Genomic DNA, 22,960 nt, shown 5'->3' with positions numbered 1-22,960 from the left:
CAGCCGTGCATCGGCGGCCACGTGCGCGGAGAACTACCCTCCTGCGGGAGCTCACGAGGAGCGAATCGGAGCCGCGAGCCAGCGAACCAGCGCCTCGCCCTCGAGATCGAGCAAGGCATCCTCGACCTCGCCCGGCCCCATCGTTCGAGCGCGCTCGACGATCGAGCGCTCTTCTTCGACCGTGGGTCGTCGCCCGATCCGCCGCGCGAAGAGACGGCCGAGCAACTCCGCGATCGCCCTCTGCTCGCCGCGGTCCTCTCCTCGTTGCTCGGCCTCGATGATCATCTCCCCGATGATCGGCGTGCGCCGGAGCAGCCCCTCTTCCTTGTCCTCCACCATCTTGATGAGCTCCTTCCGCAGATTATGCCCCCAGGGATCGATGGTCGCCATCACCAGGAGCGCCGTGTACAGTTCGGCCCGTTCCTCGGCCGTCGCCGCCCCTGCGTGGATCTCCGCGACGACCTCCCGCAGCGCCGCCGCGGTCGCGTTGCGCGCGAGCGGGGCGAACACCAGCCAGAGCACAACGAAGGGGTCCCGGGTGAGGCGTGCGCGTCGGGCGGGCGGCGGCGCCATGGCGGGCGGCGGCCTAGCACCAAACGCCCCCGAGCCCTTCGGAGCGTTCACTGACGACTTCCGCCTCAACGCATGTTGGGCGGAGAGGAAGAAGGAAAGATTCACAGGGAGGCGGGGAGGCGGGGAGGCGAGAGATGGGGATCAGTCATTCGAACCAGCAGGCTCGGCGCTGACGGCTTCGGGCGGCATCGATGCGGGGCGGCTGGTGGTGCCGGGGTGGTCGTCTTCGGTGCGACACCGGGAGAACCGGACAGCCTCCGCACCGCGGCGTACCAGGCGTCGGATCCCGCGGCGGAGCACCGCCGTGTTGAAGTTGACGAGCAACCCGACGTCCAGGTCCGTCAGCTTCAGGTATGTGAGCACCTGAGCTTCATGGACTGGTAGCAGGTGATCGACGGCCTTGAGCTCCAGTATGAGCCTCTCCTCGACGACAACGTCGAGTCGACAACCACAGTCGAGCGTGGCTCTCTTGTAGGTCACTGGAAGTGGGCTTTGCCTCGCGAAGCTCAAGCCCATGAGCGACAGTTCATGACACAAGCATTGTTCGTAGGCAGACTCCAGGAGCCCGGGGCCGAGGTGGCGGTGCACCTCGATGCACGCTCCGATGACTCGCTCGGACAGCTCCCACAATCTTCTCGTTTCCCTGTCTCGCTGTGCCCCATCGATGCTCATGGCTATCTATCGACGCGGGACCAGCTCTGGTTGCGCGAAATTGACATCACCGGGAACCGCCCTACAAACGAGCGACCTGAAAGCCGTCGGCCCCAAGCGAGCAGGCTCGGACGATGGTCCCCACCTCTCGCCTCTCCCCCTTGGTCTGTATATCTCTCTCTCCTCCCCGTCTCCCCGTCTCCCTGTGTACTCTCTCTTGCTCTGTCTCCCGCCCAACAAGCCGCGGGGGCCGACCGCGCTTCGGGGTGTCGCGTCGTGATGGGGTTCGCCGCTAGGGGCCGGCTGCCGTCAGACGCACGGCCTGTGCTGCCAAGTGCTGCGGAAGTGGGTTCTGACAGCGCGAAGGGCTGCGGGGGCGTTTGGTGCTAGCGGTTGAGCGGCGTATCGGATGCAGTAGTGGAGGCCGGTGCGCTCGAGATCAGGGCGCAGCCCTTGAACGAAGTCCTCGTGGGCGTAGCTCGGGTGGAGGTGCACCATCCGGTATCGACCCTCGTCGGTCTGCTGCGCCTCGCCCGTGAGCGCCTTCGCGATCTCCGCGGCGACGAAGGTGAGGCTCCGATGCGACACGTGACCGCCCTTGGACCGTTCGAGTGATCCGTCGTCATGCCTCCCCGGAATTGCGTGGCTCCGGCGATGCGCGACAGTTCGCCGCTGCAAGCGCGTCTTTCAGCGACGAGGGTTCAATTCCCCGCGCTCTCTTCCTTGCGCGCCGGCGGCAGCCGCGGCAGCCCTGGAAGCGGCCGATACCCCGGCTTCCGGTACGACAGGATAGGGATCGTCTCGTTCTTGTACGCCGCGCTCTCCCCCGGCTTCGGGCACTGATCCCGCACCCAGTAGACATCGAACGCGACGATCTCGTCCTCCGGCCGCCCGGTGCGCTCATGATACCTGAGCAGGTAGTCCTGGAGCCCGGGCTTGCGGAACGCCTTGTTCCGGTCGAGCCGGATCCGGTTGAAATAGTCCTGCTGGATCTGCCCGAGCCCGAGCCCCCGCGCGTCGGAGAGATCGAGATCGGGCGTGAGCCCCGTGAACGGATCCACGTGCCGACCATCGACGGTGATCGCGTCGACGCTGATCGACCCGTCTTCCGTGATCGGATTCGGAGCGAACATCCCCCACCCCTGGAGGAGGCGCGGATAGACGATCGTCGCCTGCACGATCTTCGGCTGGGGATGCTTGAGAAAGGCCGGTACGCTCTTGTTCTCGTTGATGGCCTGGCTCACGGCGCAGAGCCCGAGGTACGCGACCAGCGCCTCCCGCGCGATCACCCGGCCGCGCGCGAGCTTCTCCGAGAGGGGCGACGGGCCCTCCATCGCCGCCGCCCTCGCGCGCGGCGGCCGCGTCAGGCCGAAGAACCTCGCGATCGCGTCGCGCCGCCGCGATGCGACCGCGAGCAGCGCGCCGGGCGCGCCGAGGCAGAGCGCCCAGACCAGCGGGCGCGCAAAGCGGCCTCCGGGGAGCGCCTGCAGGATCTCGCGCAGCGCCGCGGCGCCCCGGAACACCCGGGCGTGCGCGACGTCGCTCGCATCACGCACCTCGAAGAGCTCCGGCCGGGGCTCCCCTCCCCCGGCCGCCTCCGCCTCCGCCGCGACCGCAGCGCGCGCCTCCTCGAACCGGAGCAGCTCGAGGCCGTCGAGCCGGACAAGGAGCCGCATGAACGCGAAGGCGAGCGGCGAGCTGCCGTCATAGACGACGACCCTCTGCGCCGCGCGGCGGCGATACCACCGCTCCAGAGCGTCCCAGTGCTGCGACGTCGGCAGCAGGAACGACCAGCCGATCATGAACCACGAGAAGGGGCCGAGGCGCATCATCACCCCGAACGAGCCGTGCAGGCCCCACATCGCCAGCATCGCCAGCGCGCGCGTGAAGCGGCGGCCGTAGGGCGAGAGGATCCAGGTCACGAGCAGCGCCTCGACCACCAGGACTCCCCAGGTGAGCCCCCGCTTCCCCCAGAGAGGGATGTACTCCCGCGCGGCGACCGCGAGCCCCGTCACCATGCGGTCGAGGTGCAGCACGTAATGCACCGTCTCGCCGCGACGCCAGATCTGGCCCGACTTGTTGACGACGTTGAAATAATAGATGGTCGCCAGGTTGAGGAGCGCGAGGAGCACGATCCCCGAGACGTACGGGCGCTCGGCCCACGCGGGGCGGCTCCTGTCCGCGAGGTCCGCGGCCGTTCGCTCCTGCCTCTCGCGGAACGAGCGGATCAGCGCGTCGACCGAGAAGCGCCTGCCGGTCGGCATGAACATCGCCCAGCAGACGATGAGGTTCACGACGACATAGCCGCCGTTCTCGATCAGGACAATCCGGTTGTCCCTGCTCGTCACGAGGAGAAAGGAGAGGATCGAGAACAGCCGCGTGTGCCAGCCGACGAAGAAGCAGAGGAAGCAGAAGAGCGAGAGCGCGAACGCGACGTGGACCTCTTCGATCGACGAGAACGCGTGATACAGGCTGAAGTTGAATCCGCTGCTCGGGTGGAAGAGGTGGTAGTGGTTGGTGAGCACCCCGTCGTTGCTGTAGATCCAGCTCGCCTCGGCCCAGTGGCGCACGCAGTCGCTCGCCAGGAGGAAGCCGAGCACCAGCCTGAACAGGCCGAGCGTGCGGACATCGATGGTGCAGTAGTGCTCCTTGATCCAGCGCCCCACGCGCCGGAGGCGACCCTCGGCCGGCGGCCTCGGGGCTCCGGCGGGCGGCCTGGGCGGCGCGCTCTCCTCCGGCGCACCCTCGCCGGCCGACGCGCTCTCCTCGGCCGCGCTCTCCTCAGGCGCGCCCTCGCCGGCCGACGCGCTCTCCTCGGCCGCGCTCTCCTCAGGCGCACCCTCGCCGGGCTGCGCGCTCTCCTCCGGCGCGCCGCGATCCGCGGCGCTCGGGTCCTCGTCAGGCCCACGCATGCGAGCGCCTCAGTTCGACTTGTTCGGTCGGACGAGGCCCGGCGCGAGCGGCGGCATGCGCTCGCCGAGCTTCCCCGTGCCTCCCCGCGAGTGCGAGAACAGCTTCTCCCGCTCGAAGGTGGCTGGCGCGGGCGCGCCGGGCGCGGGCGTCGGCGCCGAGACCCAGTACGCATCGTAGCCCGACAGCGCCATCTCGCGCGCCCCGTCGGCCGCGAGGGGCCCGCCCTTCGCGAGGTAGTCGCGGAAGGCGCGCTGGAAATCGGAATACTCCGGCCGCCGGACGCGATCGAGGTAATCGGACCAGAGCTGGCCGAGCCGCGCCCCCGGGTGCCCGGCGGGCTGCAGCCGCGGCTCCTCCCCGGTCAGCGGATCGATCGGCTTGAACGCGCGCGTCTGGCCGTCGATCACCAGCAGCGCGTTGCTCCGCGGCGGCTCGGGCGCCATCACGTCCCACCGCGCCATCATGCGCGGCCACGACGCCACGCCGGCGAGCACCCTCCCCTGCGGGACGGCGGCCGCGCCGGGCAACGGGTTCTCCTTCGCCGTCTGCGCCAGCATCGCGGCGAGCACCACGAGCACCGCCACCTCGCGCAACGACCCCAGCACGAGGCGCGCCACCCGCACCGCCGGCGCAGGCGTGCCCGGAGCGGCGCCCTCATCGTCGCCGTCCGCGTGGCTCTCGTCGAACAGCGGGATCCCGCACGCCTGCTTGCCGAGGAGCACGCTGATGTGGTGCCGGCGCTTCGCGACCACGTCGTAGAGCAGGTCCAGGAGGTGCGAGATGCCCGGCAGCTTGAGCGGCCAGGCGAGCCAGCCGAACGGCAACGCCAGGAGCCCCTCGGTCACCGCCGCGCCCTTCGTGTACACGCGCCCGTTCCGATCGATCGCGAGCACCGTCTGCTCGACGAGCTCCGCCGTGACCTCCTTCGGCATCGGCACGAGCTCCGTGGCGCCCGTCTGGTTGCGGACATAGAGCTCGTCGAGCGCGACGTTGCCCTGGAAGGCCACGTGCCCGCGCAGATCGAGCCGCTTGATCAGGCGGCACAGCATGAGGCAAAGGCCGCAGTCGGCGTCGTACACGATCGTGCGCGCCCGCCGCTCGTTCCAGGAGCGCTCGTAGACGTCCGAGAGCTCGCCCGGCAGGACGAGCGGCGCAGCGGCGGCGAGCGCCCAGCCGAACATCCCGAGATCGAAGAAGATCCCGAGGATCAGCCCGTGCACAAGCATCAGCGCGGCGGCGACCCCGCGCGTCCAGCGGAAGAGCGCGGGGACGAAGAGGAGCGCCGGGATCGCGAGCTGCATGGCCCACGTGCCGAACGTGAGCCCGCGCAGCGTGCCGAGCGGCAGGGCGTCGCGGAGCCAGATGCCCGCGTCGCTCGCCAGGCGCTCGGCGTGGAGCGCATAGTAGAACGCCGTCCCGTCGCGCCACGCCTCGCCGCGCTGCTGGAGCGCCGTACAGAGGTAGATGAGCGCGAGCTGCAGCATCACCGCCAGCGCGGCGAGCGACGTCGGCGACCATCCCGGCAGGCGCTCGGCCGCGATCTCGGCGTCCGAGACCCTCGACCGGTCGTTCAGCTCCGTGTCGCGCTGCTCGTCCCGGAGCGCCAGCGAGGCGCGGAGGCTGTCGAGCGAGAAGCGGTTCCCGCAGGGCAGGAAGGCGGTGAACGCGAGGAGCGCGATCGCCGCGTAGTTGCCGGCGTTCTCGAGCAGGATGTTCCTCGACGTCAGGCTCGTGAGCGTGACGAGCGCGAGGACGTGGAAGACGCGCGTCCGGTAGCCCAGCAGGAACAGCGCGTAGACGACGAGCGCGAGCGCGAAGGCGAAGTGGGCCTCTCCCACCGTCGAGAAGGCGTGGAGCAGGCTGAAGACCTGCTGCTTTCCGCGGAGGTTGAAGAGGTGGTTGTGGTTCGGGAGGACGCCCTCGTTCGAGTAGAAGTCCCGCACCCACCGCCACCGCGCGAAGAGATCGGCGATGAGGACCAGCCCGAAGGTGATGCGAAACAGCCCGAGCGAACGAGCGTCGATGCGCAAGAAGTGATCGCGAAGTGATTTCACGGAGAGTCCTCGACCCGGAATCCGTAATCCGATGCGTGCTCGAGCTCGGGGACGCTCGGCTGGCGAAGTAGCAAGGAGCGCACTGTCCAGAGATCGCCGAAGACGCGGTAGCGCAGCGCGGTCTGGTCGAGGTAGTCGACGCCCGCGGAGCCGCCCGTGCCGGTGCGCCGGCCGATCACCCGCTCGACCATCCGCGCGTGGCGCTGCCGCCAGATGAGCATGGCCTGCTCCATCTCCAGGACGCGGTCGAGCACCTCGCGCGGCCACGCGAGCCGGGGCAGCTCGCGGTAGCTCTCGATGAAGACGATCGCCGCGCGGACGGCCCGGCGCTTCTCGCAGGTGGCCGCGTCGGCGCCCGGGTCGTCCTCGGCGAGCAGGAACGCCTCGGCGTTCGCGTTCTCGGCCTCGTACCGCGCGCGGAGCCGCTCGACGTCCGCCGGGGTGAGCGCCTTGTCGATCGCGATCTGGACCCGGCGCTCGTTCTCCTTGCGCATCGAGCGCATGTAGTTGCGCAGGAAGCACACGACCGCATCCGGGTCGCTCGATCCGTCGATCGGCGTCCGCGACAGCCACTCGTACAGGTAGTGCTTGAGGCTCGGCCCGCTCGCGAGCCGCGCCTCCAGCCGGCGCGTCGCCGACGACGACGAGCCGTCCGCGGTCTTGAGCGCCTCCTTGTAGCTCCCCTCCCGGCCGAGCGGGATCCGGACCGCGTCGTCGAGCCCCAGCAGGACCTCGATCTCGCGCAGCTGCGCCGACTGGAAGCCGCTCGCCGGGATGAGGCGATCCCGGAAATCCAGGTAGTCACGCGTGGTTAGCGTCTCCATCACCCGGAAGTGCTGGACCGCCTGCTCGAAGATGGTGACGACCCGCCGGAACGAGCGCGCCGCGGAGGCGAGCTTCTGATCGGGCACGGGGTTCTGGCCGAAGAGCTCGCGCGCCGAGGTGAGCTCCCGGAGGATGAGCTTGAACCAGAGCTCGTAGATCTGGTGGACGACGATGAACAGGGCCTCGTCGTTGCCGACCTTCTGCTCGTCGTCGTCGAATCCACCCTGGAGGGCGAGCAGCTCCTCGACGTGGATATATTCCCAGTAGTTCATGTCGGTGGCGATCGCGGGACTTGCCGCCGGGGGAGCTCGCGCGGCGCATCCTGCGCCGGCTCCACGAGCGGCGCCGGGAGTCTACTTCCCGCCCCCCCGGAAACGGAAGTGCGCCGGCGCCGCGCGCACGGAAAGCGCGCCCGGTCCGGAGGGCCGTTTCACGGGCACCGCGCGCCTTCCACCGGCGCGGTCCATGCCCGTCGCGCTCACGGCGCGCCCGCGGGGCCGGTCGGCGGCTCGGCGGGCGGCGGCTCGGCCGGCGCGCGCCGCAGGCCGTCGGGGCCCATGTCGAAGGGCGGCGCGTAGCTCCTGAGCTCGGCCCTCTCGTAGCTCGCGCCGCTCGCGGCCTCGATCGCCACCACGCCGATGTCCGGGCAGTACGTCGACACGAAGCGCGCCGGCCTGTCGCCGAGGCGCTCCTCGACGGTCTGCACGCACCCCGTGAACCGGCCTGCGGGCACCTCGATCGCCGCGTCGACCGCGGCGATCCGGGCGCGGCCGCCGTGCTCGCCGGTCCACGTCGTACCGGGCGCGATCGGCTCCTTGAGCACGAAGACGCCCGTGTCGCTGCGGATCACGCCCTCGGGGGTGAACTCGAAGCGCTTCGCCCCCGAGGGGAACCGGAGCTCGCCGCGGCGCCCGTCGGCGCGGTGCACGCGCGCGACGAGGAGGCCCTGCTCGCCGCCCTCGCTCAGGGTCGCGTAGTGGTAGATATGCCCGTCGACGAGCGGGAAGTAGCGCTCGGCCGGCGTGCCCGACGCGGCGCCCTTCTGCCCGTCGGGCGCCGCGTTCCACGCCGCGGGCCGCGCCGGGTCGGCGGCGCTCCCGCAGCCGATCAGCGCGAGGGCGAGCGCGGCGAGCCGCCGCGGGCGGGGGCGGACGGAGGGGCGATCGATCTCGGGGCTCACCGCGCTGCCGGTCGTCACGGGCGGGGTCGTCACGGGGACACGTGGCTGTGGGACCAGTACCAGAGCGACAGGAACGCGAGCAGCGCGATGGCCGCGAGGAGCAGGGCGACGGCGAGCGGATCGGGGTCGATCCGGCGCAGCAGCGCCCGCGCTGCCCGGCGGACGTGGACGCGCTCGCCCTCGGCGTCCTCGGCGTCGTCGCGCTGGGCCTGGCTCTCGCCGGGAGGCCGGGAAGAATGCCTCTTCGCCGAAGGCACGCCGCGGAGGTCGTCGGGCTCTGCCCCGCTCAGGAGGAGCCGCTTCGCGCCGGCCCGGACGAGCGCGTAGTCGCCGCGCTCGAACGCCTGCTCGAGACGCACGAGCTCGGGATCGCGCGGGAGCGCCGGCGCGGCGCTGCCCGGCGGCGACGCCGCGGCGCCGCGCTGCCTCGCGCGCTTCTTCGTCCGGCGCCGCGGCTCGGCGTCGGCGGACCCGCCCGGCGGGGAGCCCGGCTCCGGCTCGGCCGGCGCAGACCGGTCGGCGGCGACCGGCTCGCGCCCGTCGGCATCGGCCGGCGCAGGCCGGTCGGCGTCGGCCGGCTCTGGACTGTCGGCGTCGGCCGGCGCCCTGTCCGTCACGTGCAGCTCTCGGTGGTGATGAAGGCCATGGCCGAACCCCTGGGCGGATGGTCGAGACGCGGGAGGCTACCGGAACCCGGGCCCACGTGCCCCAAAAAAGCCCAGGAAAACACGGGATCGGCCGGCGCGGCTTACCGCCGGTCCCGGTCGATGTCCCTGGGCTCCGGGCGGTCTCTCCAGGGGACGGCCGCCTCGCCCTCGCCGCTCACCACGCAGCGGAGCGCCTCGCACGCGGCCCGGTAGTACGCCTTGCGGCCGCAGCCGACGGCCTTGAACTGGCCGCCGATCTGCTCCTCGACACGGACGTCCTTGTCGGCGCAGTCGAGGTCGGACGTGGCGCGCGCCCGGACCATCGGCATCGCGTTCGACGGCACGTTGGCCACGCTGCACGCCGGCGAGAGCGCGCCGGCCAGGAGGGCGGCGAAGGGGACAAGGGAGGCGACGGAAGAGGGGCGCACGCCGTGAGCGTAATCCACCGATCCGACTGAAATCCCCAGAAATGAACCACGGCGAAGCGCCGAGCGAGCCCGGCGCTGGAGCCCCCGGCGCGCGCTGCATCCTCCGTGGTTCCTCCGTGGTCGAGCCCTCCCGCCTGCCCCGGCGCCCGGATCAGAACTGGAAGTACACGAACGGCACGGCGGCCGCGCTCGCCGCCTCGTGGAGCCCGACCGCGACAAGGAACAGCAGCGCGCCCTGGAGCGGCGCCGGCGCCGCGATGAAGGCGCCGCGGGCGCGCTCGTAGAGGCGCTCCGGCACGTAGTGGGACAGGAGCGCGACCCCGAGGAGCGCGACAAGCACGGGCGGCAGGTTCGGGTGGAAGGTCGTCAGCGTGCCGATCTGCCGCAGGATAAGCACGGCCTGCGAGAAGGTCGGCACGCGGAAGAAGATCCACGCGAAGCAGACGTAGTGGAACGTCAGCAGCACGCACAGCACGTGGACCGGGAACGAGCGCGCGCTCGACGCCGTCGACCCCTCGCGCGCGCCCTCGCCGCCCGGGCGGCGGCGGTTCACGGCGCGCTGGAAGGCGCGCGTCACGGCGAGGCCCAGGCCGTGGAGGAAGCCCCAGAAGACGAAGCTCCACGACGCCCCGTGCCAGAGGCCGCCGAGCAGCATCGTGATCATCAGGTTGCGGTACGTCGCGAGCTCCGAGCCGCGGCTGCCGCCGAGCGGGATGTACAGGTAGTCGCGGAGCCACGTGGAGAGCGAGATGTGCCAGCGGCGCCAGAAATCGGCGAGGTTCCGGGCCTTGTACGGCGCGTCGAAGTTCTTCGGGAACCGCACCCCGAGCAGCAGCGCCGAGCCGATCGCGATGTCGGTGTAGCCCGAGAAATCGCAGTAGATCTGCGCGGCGTAGCCGTAGACGCCCGCGAGGACCTCCAGGGCCGAGTAGTTCTCCGGGCGCTCGAAGACGCGGTCGACGAGGTTGAGCGCGAGCTGGTCCGAGAGGACGACCTTCTTCACGAGGCCGATCGCGACGAGGAACAGCCCCTCGCCGCTCTCCTCGCGGGTGAGGCTCGGGGCGCGCTCGAACTGCGGGAGCAGATCGCGCGGGCGCACGATGGGGCCGGCGACGAGGTGCGGGAAGAAGGCGACGAAGAGCAGGTAGCGGAGGTAGCTCTTGTGGGGAGGGAGCTCGCCCCGGTACACGTCGATGACGTAGCTCATCGACTCGAACGTGAAGAACGAGATGCCCACCGGCGGCAGGAGCACCCGGAACGCGTGACCGACGCTCGCCGGCTCGCCCGTGAGCAGCGCGCGCAGCGCCTCGACGTTCTCGATCGCGAAGTTCCAGTACTTGAAGAACCCCAGGAACCCGAGGTTCAGCGCCACGGTGGCGATGAGCATCGCGCGCCGCGCCCGGGGCCTCGGCTCGCGGGCGATCGCGCGGGCGAGCAGGAAATCGACGGTGGACGAGGCGAAGATGAGCGGCAGGTAGCGCCAGTCCCAGGCCGCGTAGAAGCCGTAGCTCACGAGGAGCAGGAACACGAGGCGCGCCCGGATGCCGGCGAACCGCACGAGCGCCCACGATCCAACGAAGACGGCGGCGAAAAACTCGGCGTAGCGGAGGGTGTTGAAGAGCACGGCCGGTCGGATCCCGGGTCAGGCTGGGGCCAGGGGGCGCGGCGCGCGGCAGGGCCGAGCGCGTTGTCAGGAGGGCGGGCTACCCGGGCGGTGGGGCGCCGTCTACCACGGCGCGCGCCGCGAGGTTGAGCTTGCGGCGCGGCGCGATGTTGAGCTTGCGGCGCGGCGCGATGTTGAACGGCGCCCCGCGTCGTGCCAAGGATGGAGCTGATGCTGGGTCGCCTGATCCTCGGGGTTGTGAAGGGGCTCATCGTGGGGGGCTTGCTGGGGTTCGGGCTGGCCAAGCTCGGCTTCGCGACGCCCATCGCGATCGTCGCCTACGTGGCCGCGGCGCTCGCCGGGGTCCTGGTGGGGCTCGTCGCGGGCAAGCCCATCTGGGCCAAGGACGCGAAGATCGAGGCGGGGATGAAGGCCTTCGTCGGGGCGCTGCTCGGCGCCGGCCTGATGTACGCCGCGCGCCGGTGGCTGACCTTTCCGGTGCCGGTGCCGCTCGGCGAGCTCGGGGGCGCGAACCTGTCGCTCGGCGAGGCCGCGGGGAGCGCCGGCACGTTCGGCGGCCTCGCGATCACGTCGCTCGCCGCGATCGCCGCGCTGCTCGGCGGCTTCTACGAGGCCGACAACAACCCCTCGGACGACGAGAAGCCGGGCGCGACGCCGGAGGCGAAGGCGGCGGCGGGGGGCAACAACAAGCGCATCGCGGCGTCCGCCGCGGCCGACGACCTCGACGACGACGTCGACGTCGAGCCCGAGAAGAAGCGCTCGAAGAAGTAGCCTGTGCCTCTCGCGCGGGCGCTCCTCTATGCGGCATCGCTCGGCGCGCTCGCGCTCGTCGCGCGGTCGCTGCTCGTCGCGCCGGTGCCCATCGCGATCGCCTGCGCGGCGGCCGTCGGGTACCTGGCGCTCGTCCTGTGCGGGGTCTTCTTCCTCGGGCTCGGCATGTTCGTCGACGTGGTGAAGCGCGGCCCGCCCGGCGCGCGGGGCGTCGCGCTGACGTTCGACGACGGGCCGAGCCCGGAGCACACGCCGCGGGTCCTCGCGCTCCTGGACCAGGCGGGCGTGAAGGCGACGTTCTTCGTCATCGGCCGCAAGGCCGAGGCCCACCCGGAGCTCGTCCGCGAGATCGCGGCGCGGGGCCACGCCGTCGCGCTGCACAGCCACGCGCACGACCGGCTCTTCTCGCTGCGCTCGGCCCGCTACGTCGAGCGCGATCTCCGGCGGGGCCTCGACGTCATCGAGCGGATCACCGGCGCCCGCCCCGCGCTGTTCAGGCCGCCGGTCGGCCACACGAGCCCGCGCATGGCCCGCGTGATCGACGCGCTCGACCTCGACATAATCGGCTGGTCGGCGCGGGGGTTCGACGGGCTCGCCGGGGCGACCCCCGAGGGGGTCGCGGCCCGGGTCATCCCGGGGCTCCGCGACGGGGCCATCGTGCTGCTCCACGATGCGGCCGAGCGCGACGACCACGCGCCCGCGGGGGTCGCGGCGCTCCCGCGCATCCTCGCGGCGATGAGCCAGCGCAACCTGGTCGGGGTCCGCGTCGACGCCTGGCTCGACGAACGCGCCCGGGACGACGCGCCGCCCTAGACCATTTCGCTCAGGTGGCGCTACGCTCCGTCCGATGGCTGCGCCGGTGAGTCTGACGCTTTTTGCGCATATCGTCGCCAGACCGGAGGACGAGCTCGACCTCGCCGAGGCGGCGCTCCTCATCGACGACGCCGCGTACCCGGGGCTCGACATCCCTCGCTACCTCGGCGTGCTCGACCAGCTCGGCGGCGAGGCGCGCCGCGCGCTCGAGCGCCCCCTGCGCGCCGCCGAGGCGACGCCTGGCAGCGGCCCGAGCGAGCAGCTGCTCCGCTGGTTCTACGGCGAGCTCGGGTTCCACGGGAACGCGGGGGACTACTACGACCCGAAGAACAGCTACCTGCACGAGGTCCTGGATCGCCGGACGGGCATCCCCATCACGCTGGCCGTCGTGCTCCTCGAGGTGTGCTGGCGGGCGGGCCTGGACGCGCAGGGCGTCTCGTTCCCGGGTCACTTCCTGGTGAGGACGCCGGTCCGCGGCGGCATGCTGCTCATCGATCCGTTCGAGGGCCGCCTGCTCGGCCGGGACGACCTGCGCGCGCTGCACACCCGCACCACCGGCGCCAAGAGCGAACCGGACCCGCGGCTGCTGGTGCCGGCGCAGAAGCGGCAGATCCTCGTGCGCTTGCTGAACAACCTGCGCTCGATCTACTCGAGCCGCTCGGACGCGGCGCGGCTGCGCGGCGTGCTCGAGCGGATACAGGTGCTCGCGCCGACCGAGGAGCTGCGCAAGGAGCTCGATCAGCTCGGCGGCGAGCGGCCGTGGCCGACGCTGGGTCGCGGGTTGAACTGACGGGGCGACGGGGCGGGAGGACGGGGAGCAGCAGGTGCTCCTGGGCGCGTGGAGCTCCGTGCGCAGGGGCATGTACAGACCCGACCCCGCGGTCGAGCCGAGGCGCGCGGCGCCTGGCACGAGCTACCGCGAGCGCCTGGGCTGACGCGACGTAGATCCAGGGACGAACATGGGGAACGCTGTACTAGAGCGACAAACGGGTTGAAACTCCGAAAAAAAGCAGGAATTTCACAGGGAGGCGAGGAGGCGGGGAGCGAGAGACGGCGAGAGGGAGAGATTCTTTTTTCTCTTCCTCCCCGCCTCCCCGCCTCCCTGTGAAAATTCTCCGGACTTCAACATGATTGGTGCTCTAGGTTAGGACAGCTTGGCGTCTCGAAGCGCGATGCGCGCACATGCGGCCCGCGCAAACGTCACGCAACCGGCGCTAGGCTCGCGTCGACATCAATTGCATCTGTAACCGTAATCAATATTCCTGCATAAGCAAGCGCCGCTGCTAGTACAGAACCCGTAACATTGATCCATTGGAAACGTAGTATAACAATACCAGTCACAGGCGCTTGGGTCACACGATAGAGGTGTGACCTCGCCCGGCTTCAAACGATCATCACCCTGGATCGCTTTTTCCGACGCGCTCTGGCTCTCCGCTGCCGACGCATTAACCCCCCAGATCCCAGTGAAAACGGAGAGGACGGCGAGCGCGATGCAATGTCTGATTGTCATGGTTTCCTTCTTTTCGTCACGACGCACCATGCCCGGGGGGCTGGTACGTCCTGTGGTGGACGGGCGAGCCGATCAGAGCTGCTCGGCGTGCTCGGAGAGATAGGCGGCCACACCCGCGGTCGAGGCCGTCATGCCACGCTCGCCTTTCCGCCATCCGGCCGGGCAGACCTCGCCGTGCTGCTCGTGAAACTGCAGCGCATCGACCAGCCGGATCAGCTCGTCCATGTTGCGCCCGAGCGGCAGGTCATTGACGATCGCGGAGCGCACGACGCCGTCCCGGTCGACGAGGAACGCCGCGCGAAGAGCCACGCCGTCGTCGTTCTCGACGCCGTAGGCGCGGCAGATCTCGTGCTTCACGTCGGCTGCCAGGGTGAAGCGGACCGGCCCGATGCCGCCGCGCTCCACGGGGGTCTCGCGCCAGGCGTGGTGCGTGTATTCAGAGTCGATCGAGACCCCGATGACCTCGACGTTGCGCTCGCGGAACGCCTTGACCCGGTGATCGAGCGCGATCAGCTCCGAGGGGCAGACGAAGGTGAAGTCGAGGGGATAGAATACAAGGAGACCAACTTTCGACTCGATGGCCTTCGAGAAGCGGAACGCGGCGGTGATCGAGCCGTCCGGCAGGACAGCGGCGCAGGAGAAGTCAGGGGCTTTTTTTCCCACCAGCACGGTCATATCCATTCCTTTCATCGAAGATCGGCGACAGACGACAGCATGGGAGCGCGGGCGGCCGGCGTGCTGTCCGCGCCGAGGCCCAGGGCAAGCTCGTCCACCGTCTCGCGCGGGAGCGCGACGGTCTCGACCTCGCCCGCGTAGTGGACGCCCAGGTGGACATCCACGCTCCGCTCGAGCAGCGCGCGGGCGGCGTCGCGGTCGAGCGGGAACCGCAGGTATTGCACGGGGCAAGAGGGGTCGTGCACGGGGGAGAGCAGCTCGGCGGCGACCCTCCGCTCGCCGAGCATCAGCAGCACCACGGCTTGCCCCGCGACGAGTCCCTCGATCAGGGCCTGACCCGCGACCCAGGGGCCGCCCTGGATCATGAGCGTGGCGGTGATCTCACCGGCCCTCGGGATGAGGCGGTCGTATTCCGCGACCTCCTCCTCGACGCGCTCGGGCCTCACGGGGCGCTCGAGCCAGAGCATCTCCTGGATGTGGTAGAGGACCGTCTCGCGCGACTCGAACAGGACCGAGACGTGGAGCCCAACGGTCACGCGGCGCCGGCGCTTCAGCTCGATGATGCGGCCGCGGTACCTGGCGCGCACGACGCCGTAGGCGTCGGTGGAGAGGAGATCTTCGGCGGCGAAGAGAGGGGTCATCGAATCACCTCATCCCGGCTCAGAGCGAACCCACGAAAACGAGCACGGAGGCGCGACCGGCGGCAGGGAGCGCGCGGAGCGCCTCGCGCGAGGGTTCGGCCTCGCCGCCCTGGCCGTGCCAGAGGACGGCCTCATCGGCTCTCCGGGCGCGGTGCGCTCCCAGCGAGCACCAGAGTCGGCACCAGCGCACACGCCAAGAAGCTCCTGGTCATCCTGCCTCAACCCCCGGATGTCCCGGCGAGCGAGGCTCGACGGGGCATCCGGAGTAGCACTGGCCCCTTCAGGATGTAAATGAAATTCACTTTCATTTTCAAAAAAGGCCGACCTGCCGGCCGCGCGGTCGAGGTGTTCGAGACGGTGGGCGGAAGGCCGGCGCTCACGGGACCGCGCAGGACGACGAGCGCGTCGTGCTGCCGCCCTTCAGCGGAGAGCTCGCGGTCGCCTCGTGGTGGATTCCGGGCGCCGTCGAGGAGTAGCGCCCTCCCGCCGCGTCATCCTCCGCGCGGCCCCGCCCCCGGCAGCAGCACAACGAACCGCGCCCCGCCGTCGGTCCCCCGCTCGACCCCGATCGAGCCGCCCGCTACCTCGATGAGCCCGCGGCACACCGCGAGCCCGAGCCCCGTCCCCTCGCCGACCTCCTTGGTCGTGATGAACGGCTCGAACAGCGTCTCGCGGACCGCCTCGGCGATCCCCGGCCCGTTGTCCTCGACCTCGATCCGCGCGCCCCCGCCCGCGCCCCGCGACGCGCGCACCACCACGCGCCCCCCGGCGCGCGGCACCGCGTCGGCCGCGTTCAGGAGCAGGTTCAGGAGCACCTGCACGAGCCGCCCGTGCGACAGCGGGACGGGCGGCACGTCGGGCGCGACGTCCCGCAGGAGCTCGACCGCGCGGAACTCCCTCTGCGGCGCCACAAGCGAGACGACGTCCTCGATCGCCTCCGCCACCGAGCCGGAGGGCTCCTCCCCGGCCTGCTCCGCGCCGCGCGCCGCCGGCCGCGCGAAGTCGAGCAGGTCGCGCAGGATCTTGTGGATGCGCTCCGTCTCGCGCTTCATCCGCTCGACGAACTCGCGCTCCTCGTCCGGCGTGAGGCCCCCGGCGAGCAGCAGCTCCTGGAAGCCGAGGATCGCCGCGATCGGGTTGCCGATCTCGTGCGCGAGCCCCGCGGCGAGCCGCCCCACGGACGCGAGCCGCTCCGAGCGGACCAGCCGCTCCTGCGCGCTCTTCAGGTCCGCCGCGTAGCGCTCGACCTCCGCGATCTTCGCCCGCAGCGACTCCTCGTCGGCGCGGAGGCGGCCCGTCATGAGCGCGAGGCTCGCCCCGAGCTCCCCGAGCTCCCGCGCGCCGGCCCGCGGCACCTCGAGGTCGCGCGCCCCGCCGGCCACGCGGCGCGCGGCCTCCGACAGCGCGTCGACCGGCCGCACCACGAGGCGCGTCATCGCGATGTACGCGAACACGAGCAGCGCCAGCGCCACCACCCCCGTGTAGAGCGCCACGATCCGGACGAGCGGCGCGGCGGGCACCGTCGACGGATCGGTCGGCACCAGCACGGCCACGGAGCCCACCTGCGGCGGCCGCGCGGCGTCGGCCTCCGGCGCGCTCGCCGGATCCGCGCGCGGCGCCGCCTCGCGCGGTTGCTCCGGGACGATGACCAGGATCGCGCCGCCCCGCGCGGTGCGCGCCGCCCTCAGCACCTCCGCGCCCGCCTCGACGGAGGCCGGCAGCGCCGCCGCCACCTCCGGCTCGCCGGCGCGGTCGACGAGCGCGCCCGCCGCGTCGTAGACGCCGATCGCCGACGCCCCGTCCGGCCCGAGCTGCGCCTCGAGCAGCAGCGAGAGCTCCGGCGCGGACCGGCTCGCCCGCGCCGCGGCGACGTGCCCGGCGATCGCGCGGCCGATCGCGCGGGCGCTCGACGCGCGCACGCCGCCCATCGTGGCCCGCGTGAGGTTCGCGACGGCGAAGAAGAGCGGCACGAACGCGAGCACGAGCAGCGCGCCGAGCGCGAACAAGAGCTGAAGTCGGATCCCGAGCCGCACGGTGTGTCGCTGACCCTCGGCGCCATCCTCGCCCAGGTCGCCCCCGATCGCACCCGGCAGGCGCGGATCCACGCCGCACGCGCGCCGCGGGGAGATCCGGCGCGGTGCGTCCGGGTGAGCTGGGCTGTCGATCGCCGTTCGCCGCCCGCCGCCCTCCGCCCGCCCGCCGCGACGGAGCCCCGGCCAGGATCTGCCGTGCGCCGAGGGAGGCCTGCGCAGGCTCCGGGAGCGGCGGCCGCACCGGCGCGCTGCGGCGCCCATGCTAGCCTGACACGTGGGCTGTCCAGCGAGCGACGTCCAGAATCAGACGAGGAACGCAGCTCGGGAGCAACCGGGCTCAGGGCGGCAGAGCCCGGCGCGCGCCGAAGACGAGCGGGGCGCCTCGGCCGAGGACGCGTGGGCGCCGGCGCTCCTCGGCGCGCTGGACGCGCTCGTCTGGGAGGTCTCCGGCGACGCGCTCGATCTCTCGGTGGTCCGCGCGCCGGCGAGGGAGGAGCTGTTCGGGCACGCCGCCGAGCGCTGGGCGGCCGATGACGGGCTCTTCTGGCGACAGCAGCACCCGGAAGACCGCCCGCGGCTGCTCGCCCTCGTACGCAAGGTCCTCGCGGAGGGGGGGACCGAGCGCATCGAGCACCGCTTCATCGCCGCCGACGGCCGCGCGGTGTGGCTGAGCAGCGAGCTCGCCCGCCGCGGCGCCCCCGCCGGCAGGGAGCCCGTCGCCCGCGGCCTCTCCACCAACGTGACGCGGGCGAAGGTCGCGGAGGAGGCGCTCCGCGAGAGCGAGGAGCGGGCGCAGGCGCTGCTCGAGTCGACCGAGCAGGGGATCTACGGGCTCGATCGCGCGGGCCGGTGCACGTTCGCCAACGGGGCCTGCGTGCGGCTGCTCGGGTACGGCGACGAGGCGGAGCTCGTCGGGCGCACCATGCACCAGCTCATCCACCACACGCGCGAGAGCGGCGCGCCGCTGCCCGAGTCGGAGTGCCGGATCTGCCACACGCTCCGGAGCGGGGAGCCCACGCACCTCGCCGACGAGCTGCTCTTTCGCGCGGACGGGGCGACCTTCCCCGTCGAGTGCTGGTCCCGCCCCGTCCGCCGGCAAGGCGAGACCGTCGGCGCCATCGTCACGTTCGTCGACATCACCGAGCGGAAGCGGAGCGAGCAGCTGCTCGCCGCCCAGGCGCTCATGAGCGCGCTCCGGGCCGAGGTGGGCGCGGCGCTGTCCCACCCCGGGACGATGCGCGAGCTCCTGCAGCGCGGAGCCGAGGCGATCCGGGGACACCTCGGCGCGGCGTTCGCCCGCATCTGGCTGCTCGACGAGCGCGAGCAGGTGCTGGAGCTCCACGCGAGCGCGGGGATGTACACGCACCTCGACGGGCGCCACAGCCGCATCCCCGTGGGCAGCTACAAGATCGGCCGCATCGCGAGCGAGCTCCGGCCGCACATGACGAACGACGTCCTGCACGACCCCCAGGTGAGCGAGAAGGACTGGGCGCGGCGCGAGGGCATGGTGTCCTTCGCCGGCTACCCCCTGGTCGTCGAGGATCGGCTCATCGGCGTCATGGCGATGTTCGCGCGGAGCCCCCTGCACGAGCAGGTGATCGACGCGCTCGGGGCGGTCGCCGACATGGTCGCCCAGGGGATCGAGCGCAAGCGCACCGAGGAGGCGCTCCAGGAGAGCGAGGCCAGGCGCGGCGCCGAGTACGCCGTCCTGCGGCGCATCATCGGGCAGAGCGGCGACGGGATCGTCATGGTGGACGAGCACGGCGTCGTCCGCCTGATGAACCCGGAGGCCGAGCGGCAGCTCGGGCCGGCCACGGAGCTCACGATCGACGCGTGGGCGTGCGCGACGGGCATGTCCACGCCGGAGGGCGCCCCGATGTCCGCCGCGGAGACGCCGCTCCACCGCGCCCTGCACGGCGAGAAGGTGGAGAGCGTCCGCTGGCAGGTCCGGCGGCCGGACGGCCTGGTGCGCGTCCTCTCCGCGAGCGCGTCCCCGCTGCGCCGCGCGGGCGGCGCGCCCGCCGGCGCGGTGATGAACACCCGCGACGAGACAGAGCAGCTCCGGCTGGAGGAGGAGCGCGAGCGGCTGCTCCGGAGCCTCCAGGACGCGGTCCAGGTGCGCGACGAGTTCCTCTCCATCGCGTCGCACGAGCTCAAGACGCCGCTCACCGCGCTCCTCCTCCAGGTGGAGAGCCTGCGCCGGGCGATCCGGCTCGGCCATTTCCCCCAGGACACGGCGCGGCTCGACGCCAAGCTCTCGACCATCCACCGGAGCGTCTTCCGGCTGAGCGATCTCGTGAACGAGCTGCTCGACGTCTCGCGGATCTCGGCGCGGGGCCTGCCGCTCCACGTCGAGGACTTCGACCTCGTCGCGCTGCTCCGCGAGAGCATCGAGCGGTTCGAGGAGGCGGCGCGCCGGGGCTCGTCCATCCGGCTGCTCGGGTGCCCGGAGGTCCTCGTGCGCTGGGATCGCGCCCGCATGGAGCAGGTGGTCACGAACCTGCTGTCGAACGCCGTGAAGTACGGCGCCGGCGCCCCCATCGACGTGGGCGTCGAGGCCGACGCGGAGCGGGTCCGGTTCGACGTGCGGGACCGAGGCATCGGCATCGCGACCGGCGACCAGGCGCGCATCTTCGAGCGGTTCCAGCGCGCGGCGTCGGTGATGCAGTACGGCGGGTTCGGCCTCGGCCTCTGGATCGTGCGGCTCATCGTGGAGCAGCACGGGGGCGCCGTGCGGGTGGAGAGCGCGCCGGGGCGCGGCGCGACCTTCTCGGTGGAGCTGCCCCGCGCCGTCGCGGGGGCCGTCGCCGGGGCGGAGGGCGGCATGCCGCCGGGGCCGGGGCCGGGGCCGGAGGGCGGGTAGGTAGATAGATAGAGGCGGATTGACGCAGCAGGCGCGCCCAGCAGAGCTGCCGCTGCCCGACCCGGTGAACGGTGGCACTGTCGGCATCGCGGTGAGGAACGAATCTGAGGGCAACAGCGTACTCGGCCGGGAGAGCTGGCGTGGCAGCGTGCCTGGCGCAGCTCGCCGCACAGAGGCCGCGGATGCGCTCAGCGAGGCGGGCGGGGCGAGCAGGGCAGCGGGCTGTCCGAGATCCCCGCAGCCCCGACGACGACGCTCGCGGCGCTCCGAGCCTCCCACAGGATCGCCGGGGTTGCGCGAGATCGCCTGGCCCGGCGTTTGGCGGAGAGCGGTCTATAGATAGGCGCCTCAAGCCGTCTCGCGCCAGATCCAGCTCTCCAGGTCGACGTCGTCACGCCCGGCAAATACTGGCAGTATTCGAGAGAGGTACCACGAAACGTCGGTCGTGCGCGGCCCCAGCTTGACCCGGTCCATCGTCGGGCTGAACACCACCTCGCAGCTGGGGAACACCAGAAACTCACCGCCGACGTCGGCGCCATCCCAGAAGAGACGAATGCCGAACACCTCGCCGGCGCGCATCTTCGCCTGAACCAGCGCATCGAGCTCTGTCCGCTCAGCCCCTTGCACCAGGCGCCACTCGGAGACGTCTTCGCCTGCCGGGACGCACCACCAGCCATCGTCGCACGCGCGCCACCTGGAAGCCAGCAGCGCATCGACAATCGACCGCAGTCCCTTCTGGGCAGCCAAATTCAGCGTCAAACCGGCATCAACCGACATCGCTTCGCTCCTCTCAGTGCTCGAAGACAGGCTGATCGTAGGGTCGTAGTCGCGCACCCCCATGCGCACCACGCCCAGATTGGCGTCGTAACCTTTCTCCACGTAGTCCACCGCAGCCGCATCGGACGGATGCACCGCGCGGTTACCAAAGAGCGATGCGAGCCGAGCCGTGCCCGCGGCGTCCGCGATCACGGTGCCGCGCCGGGCGACCGCGAGCATACCGCGAGCATCTGGATCGCGGTCTTCACGAAGCGTACGATGACCCAGCCGGAACGCCTTCAACCCGCCGGAGCTGGAGCTGGCCGGTTCACTTCGCATTGTGGGTCGGTGCGCGTCGTGGGACCTGGGGGATGGTGGGGACGCGGACGTCATAGCTCGGGGGGAATTCGGGCGGGGAATGCGGGGGATCATGTTGGCAAGCCGCGACATAAAAGAAGGGCCACAGCTGTTATTCCAAGACCGCTACCGCCCGTACTTGGCACCGGGAGCAAACCCGATCGGATGAGCCCAGTGGACGTGGCACTCATCGCCAGCGACCACGAACCAGAGGTACGTCTCTCCGATAGAGACTTGGACTCCGGATTCTCTACCGAACGCGTTCTCCAGGATCGTCACGGAGGAGATGACCTCACCGATTAGGCGTGCAAACCTCGGATCGCTCGACTGGTCGACCTTGCTCCACTTCCCGCACGGCTCGATGTAGAGGCGATTCTCAGCGGAGATCGGCGGCATGAAGGGGTCCGCCCAGGGCGCATCTCGAACACGAAGGCCCTCACCATCCGCCGAGCTATCGAGGAGAACAACGGTCGCCTCGTCCAAGTAGAGCTCAAGCGGCCCATCGTCTGGCTCAATTCGGCCTCCGTGTTCGAAGAGTATCCGCGCCACCGCACGAAGCCGCCGTCCGGGCAGCGACTTGAGGCTAGCGGGGTAAAGCGGCTTTGAACCATTCATTGGATTTCACTCCCCGATCGTTGCCCCAGATCTTCGGCGAATGTCGTCTTCAGCGTGGACTTATTGAACTCCGGCATCTGGCCGAACTTGACGATGCTCAGCGCACGGTGTTCACGCCGGTGTCGCGCCTCGTCATCAACCGACCGGATGGGTCTTGGCGAGGCACTGGCAGACACAGCTATGCTGTCTCGGACCAGCTCCAGCTGTCCAGCTGGACGTCGCCAGGCCTGGTAAACAAGGGCAGAAGCCGAGACAGATACCACGAAACATCCGTCATACGCGAGTCCAGAGTGACCCGGTCCATCGTCGGGCTGAACACCAACTCGCCGCTGGGGGACACGAGGAGTTCGCCGCCGACGTCGTTCCCTTCCCACCATAGACGAATGCCGAACGTCTCACCGGCGTTCATCTTTTCACAAAACAAGGCATCGAGCTTTGTCCGGCTCGTCCCTTCCAGCAGACGCCACTCGGATACATCCTCGCCTGCCGGAACGCACCACCAGCCATCGTCGCGCGCGGACCACCTGGACGCCAGCAGTGCATCGAGAATTGCCCCCGACCCCTTTTCGATAGCCAACTTCAGTACCATACCAGCACTAACCGACACTTTCCCCTCCCCTCTCAGTGCTCGAAGAATTGCACACCTCTATCTGTCAGCTACTCTTGCACATGCCGTAAAATCGGCATGTTCGAATGAACCTCCAAGGTTGCGTTGTTTCGGGCGCGGGACAAGTCTGATCAATCAGCTTCTTCCTGCATGAGCAGACTCTTGGCCTCCGCAAGCAGACGTTCCAAAGTTGCAAGGTCGAGAACCCGGCCACGAGCACCGTCGTGAAATGAGATCTCGAAGTTTCCGCGTTCGTCTCCGGTGAGATCGAGCACGATTGCGTCGCCATCCACCAGCTCGTAAATGGGGAAGTCCCGATCAAGTGCTGAGAACTTCCGCCATCGCAACATTGCACTGTTCATGTATTAATTAACCCGATAAATTCACCGGTCTCCGCGTAAAACCGTGCATTAAAATCGTCCGG

At 70.6% G+C, this 22,960-nt stretch carries 22 protein-coding genes; 4 read left to right on the top strand and 18 right to left on the bottom strand.

The annotated features are described in order from the left end of the window. Positions 1-51: 51 nt before the first annotated feature. The 10 genes from WMF36_RS43670 to WMF36_RS43625 all read right to left on the bottom strand — a co-directional run bounded on the left by WMF36_RS43670 (position 52) and on the right by WMF36_RS43625 (position 10,895). On the bottom strand, positions 52-573 hold the full coding sequence (locus tag WMF36_RS43670) for a hypothetical protein (protein WP_437576772.1): 522 nt from the start codon (positions 571-573) through the stop codon (positions 52-54). A gap of 141 nt (positions 574-714) precedes the next feature. Next, positions 715-1,245 carry a GxxExxY protein gene (locus WMF36_RS43665; protein ID WP_437576771.1) on the bottom strand — a complete coding sequence of 177 codons (531 nt, stop codon included), beginning with the start codon at positions 1,243-1,245 and terminating at the stop codon, positions 715-717. 288 nt (positions 1,246-1,533) lie between these two features. Next, positions 1,534-1,812 (bottom strand): hypothetical protein, encoded by a 279-nt coding sequence (locus WMF36_RS43660; protein ID WP_437576770.1) that lies wholly within the window; start codon positions 1,810-1,812, stop codon positions 1,534-1,536. A gap of 113 nt (positions 1,813-1,925) precedes the next feature. Then, positions 1,926-4,136, bottom strand: coding sequence for a hypothetical protein (locus WMF36_RS43655; RefSeq protein ID WP_437576769.1), 2,211 nt, complete (start codon positions 4,134-4,136; stop codon positions 1,926-1,928). A gap of 9 nt (positions 4,137-4,145) precedes the next feature. Then, complete coding sequence (locus WMF36_RS43650) at positions 4,146-6,191, bottom strand: DCC1-like thiol-disulfide oxidoreductase family protein (protein ID WP_437576768.1); 2,046 nt, start codon at positions 6,189-6,191, stop codon at positions 4,146-4,148. Further along, entirely contained in the window at positions 6,188-7,288 is a 1,101-nt protein-coding gene (locus WMF36_RS43645) for a tryptophan 2,3-dioxygenase family protein (protein ID WP_437576767.1), read from the bottom strand. The genes WMF36_RS43650 and WMF36_RS43645 overlap by 4 nt, the downstream gene beginning before the upstream one ends. A gap of 206 nt (positions 7,289-7,494) precedes the next feature. Continuing rightward, on the bottom strand, positions 7,495-8,229 hold the full coding sequence (locus tag WMF36_RS43640; RefSeq protein ID WP_437576766.1) for a hypothetical protein: 735 nt from the start codon (positions 8,227-8,229) through the stop codon (positions 7,495-7,497). After that, complete coding sequence (locus WMF36_RS43635) at positions 8,226-8,813, bottom strand: hypothetical protein (RefSeq protein ID WP_437576765.1); 588 nt, start codon at positions 8,811-8,813, stop codon at positions 8,226-8,228. The genes WMF36_RS43640 and WMF36_RS43635 overlap by 4 nt, the downstream gene beginning before the upstream one ends. Before the next feature lie 131 nt (positions 8,814-8,944). Then, the gene (locus WMF36_RS43630; protein WP_437576764.1) at positions 8,945-9,271 is read right to left on the bottom strand and encodes a hypothetical protein; all 327 of its coding nucleotides are present in this window, start codon (positions 9,269-9,271) and stop codon (positions 8,945-8,947) included. A gap of 151 nt (positions 9,272-9,422) precedes the next feature. Further along, positions 9,423-10,895 (bottom strand): MBOAT family O-acyltransferase, encoded by a 1,473-nt coding sequence (locus WMF36_RS43625; protein ID WP_437576763.1) that lies wholly within the window; start codon positions 10,893-10,895, stop codon positions 9,423-9,425. Between the two features lie 210 nt (positions 10,896-11,105). Between WMF36_RS43625 and WMF36_RS43620 the strand changes: the two genes are divergently transcribed. Genes WMF36_RS43620 through WMF36_RS43610 form a run of 3 tightly spaced genes read left to right on the top strand, consistent with a single transcriptional unit; the run spans position 11,106 to position 13,269 of the window. Next, the gene (locus WMF36_RS43620) at positions 11,106-11,666 is read left to right on the top strand and encodes a hypothetical protein (RefSeq protein WP_437576762.1); all 561 of its coding nucleotides are present in this window, start codon (positions 11,106-11,108) and stop codon (positions 11,664-11,666) included. Positions 11,667-11,669: 3 nt separating this feature from the next. After that, entirely contained in the window at positions 11,670-12,479 is an 810-nt protein-coding gene (locus tag WMF36_RS43615; protein WP_437576761.1) for a polysaccharide deacetylase family protein, read from the top strand. Between the two features lie 46 nt (positions 12,480-12,525). Continuing rightward, positions 12,526-13,269 (top strand): SirB1 family protein, encoded by a 744-nt coding sequence (locus tag WMF36_RS43610; RefSeq protein WP_437576760.1) that lies wholly within the window; start codon positions 12,526-12,528, stop codon positions 13,267-13,269. 792 nt (positions 13,270-14,061) lie between these two features. Here WMF36_RS43610 and WMF36_RS43605 read toward each other — a convergent pair. The 4 genes from WMF36_RS43605 to WMF36_RS43590 all read right to left on the bottom strand — a co-directional run bounded on the left by WMF36_RS43605 (position 14,062) and on the right by WMF36_RS43590 (position 17,338). Beyond that, positions 14,062-14,664: a peroxiredoxin gene (locus WMF36_RS43605; protein ID WP_437582035.1), complete on the bottom strand. Its 603-nt coding sequence runs from the start codon at positions 14,662-14,664 to the stop codon at positions 14,062-14,064. Between the two features lie 11 nt (positions 14,665-14,675). Beyond that, complete coding sequence (locus tag WMF36_RS43600) at positions 14,676-15,305, bottom strand: DUF3501 family protein (RefSeq protein WP_437576759.1); 630 nt, start codon at positions 15,303-15,305, stop codon at positions 14,676-14,678. 19 nt (positions 15,306-15,324) lie between these two features. Beyond that, on the bottom strand, positions 15,325-15,495 hold the full coding sequence (locus WMF36_RS43595; RefSeq protein WP_437576758.1) for a di-heme oxidoredictase family protein: 171 nt from the start codon (positions 15,493-15,495) through the stop codon (positions 15,325-15,327). Between the two features lie 301 nt (positions 15,496-15,796). Next, on the bottom strand, positions 15,797-17,338 hold the full coding sequence (locus WMF36_RS43590) for an ATP-binding protein (protein WP_437576757.1): 1,542 nt from the start codon (positions 17,336-17,338) through the stop codon (positions 15,797-15,799). A 274-nt stretch (positions 17,339-17,612) separates the two neighbouring features. Here WMF36_RS43590 and WMF36_RS43585 point away from each other — a divergent pair, with 274 nt between their 5' ends. Then, positions 17,613-20,201: a PAS domain S-box protein gene (locus WMF36_RS43585; protein WP_437576756.1), complete on the top strand. Its 2,589-nt coding sequence runs from the start codon at positions 17,613-17,615 to the stop codon at positions 20,199-20,201. A 348-nt stretch (positions 20,202-20,549) separates the two neighbouring features. On the opposite strand, the gene WMF36_RS43580 is transcribed toward WMF36_RS43585, so the two are convergent. The 4 genes from WMF36_RS43580 to WMF36_RS43565 all read right to left on the bottom strand — a co-directional run bounded on the left by WMF36_RS43580 (position 20,550) and on the right by WMF36_RS43565 (position 22,898). Further along, positions 20,550-21,197 carry a hypothetical protein gene (locus WMF36_RS43580; RefSeq protein WP_437576755.1) on the bottom strand — a complete coding sequence of 216 codons (648 nt, stop codon included), beginning with the start codon at positions 21,195-21,197 and terminating at the stop codon, positions 20,550-20,552. A gap of 243 nt (positions 21,198-21,440) precedes the next feature. After that, positions 21,441-21,929 carry a hypothetical protein gene (locus tag WMF36_RS43575; RefSeq protein ID WP_437576754.1) on the bottom strand — a complete coding sequence of 163 codons (489 nt, stop codon included), beginning with the start codon at positions 21,927-21,929 and terminating at the stop codon, positions 21,441-21,443. Between the two features lie 178 nt (positions 21,930-22,107). Further along, on the bottom strand, positions 22,108-22,518 hold the full coding sequence (locus tag WMF36_RS43570) for a hypothetical protein (protein ID WP_437576753.1): 411 nt from the start codon (positions 22,516-22,518) through the stop codon (positions 22,108-22,110). A gap of 149 nt (positions 22,519-22,667) precedes the next feature. Then, complete coding sequence (locus WMF36_RS43565) at positions 22,668-22,898, bottom strand: hypothetical protein (protein ID WP_437576752.1); 231 nt, start codon at positions 22,896-22,898, stop codon at positions 22,668-22,670. Positions 22,899-22,960 lie beyond the last annotated feature (62 nt).

Source organism: Sorangium sp. So ce887 (genome assembly GCF_051521455.1).
Taxonomy (GTDB): domain Bacteria; phylum Myxococcota_A; class Polyangia; order Polyangiales; family Polyangiaceae; genus Sorangium.
Note: the sequence above shows the minus strand (reverse complement) of the source record. Positions and strands in the feature narration are given on the sequence as shown.